This is a genomic window from Leptolyngbya sp. CCY15150, assembly GCF_016888135.1.
In the GTDB taxonomy this organism is placed as follows: domain Bacteria; phylum Cyanobacteriota; class Cyanobacteriia; order RECH01; family RECH01; genus RECH01.
This window is the reverse complement of record NZ_JACSWB010000074.1, coordinates 1-846: the sequence shown is the minus strand read 5'-3', so window position 1 is coordinate 846 and position 846 is coordinate 1. Positions and strand designations below refer to the sequence as shown.

Here is an 846-nt window from a genome sequence, read left to right as displayed (position 1 = left end):
GGTAGTGCATTAATGTACGGGACGGAGGAAAATCAGACTACGCCATTGCGATTAGAAGGGAGTCAGACCCATGACCATTGAGATGACCTGTCCCACGTGTGGGGCTCACGATATCTCTAAAAACGGCACCAGCCACCGGGGAAAGCAAAACTACAAATGCCGAGACTGTGGGCGTCAATTCGTCGAAGATCCGCAATGGCAACCCAAGCCAAAGGAGACAAAAGCGCTTGTGAATCGGCTGTTACACGAGAAGACTCCGCTAGCAGGGATTGCCCGAGCTACTGAGGTGTCGGAGAGTTGGCTGCAAGGCTATGCCAATGCCACCTATGCGTCAGTGTCTCAAACTGCCGAGGTCATCCCCAAGCCTAAAGGCCCCCTGAAGGTGCAAATGGATGAACTGTGGTCGTTTGTCGACCACAAAGGGAATAAGCAATGGGTCTGGCTCGCGATCGATGCCGAGACCCGAGAAATCCTGGGCTGTCATATTGGAGACCGCTCTGGGGAATCTGCGGTGGCGCTGTGGCAGTCCATTCCAGGGGTCTATCGACAATGCGCCAAGGTCTACACCGACTTCTGGGAAGCCTACGTCACCGTCATTCCGAGCAAACGGCATGAGGCTGTTGGTAAAGATAGGGGCTTAACGAATTACATCGAGCGCCTGAACAACACGCTGAGGCAGCGGATTTCCCGACTGGTGCGGAAAACCCTGTCGTTCTCCAAAAAGCTAGAGAACCACATTGGGGCTATCTGGCTGTTCATCCATGACTACAATCGCCAAATCAGACAAAAGCTGGCGGAGCAAGGTAACCTCGTTTTTTCCTTTGTCCTGCAATAAAATGCACTACC

1 protein-coding gene is annotated in these 846 nt (G+C 53.0%); it reads left to right on the top strand.

All coding sequences use genetic code 11. The features are described from left to right. The first annotated feature begins 82 nt into the window (after positions 1–82). Entirely contained in the window at positions 83–835 is a 753-nt protein-coding gene (locus JUJ53_RS00395) for an IS1 family transposase (RefSeq protein ID WP_204150019.1), read from the top strand. The last annotated feature ends 11 nt before the right edge of the window (positions 836–846 follow it).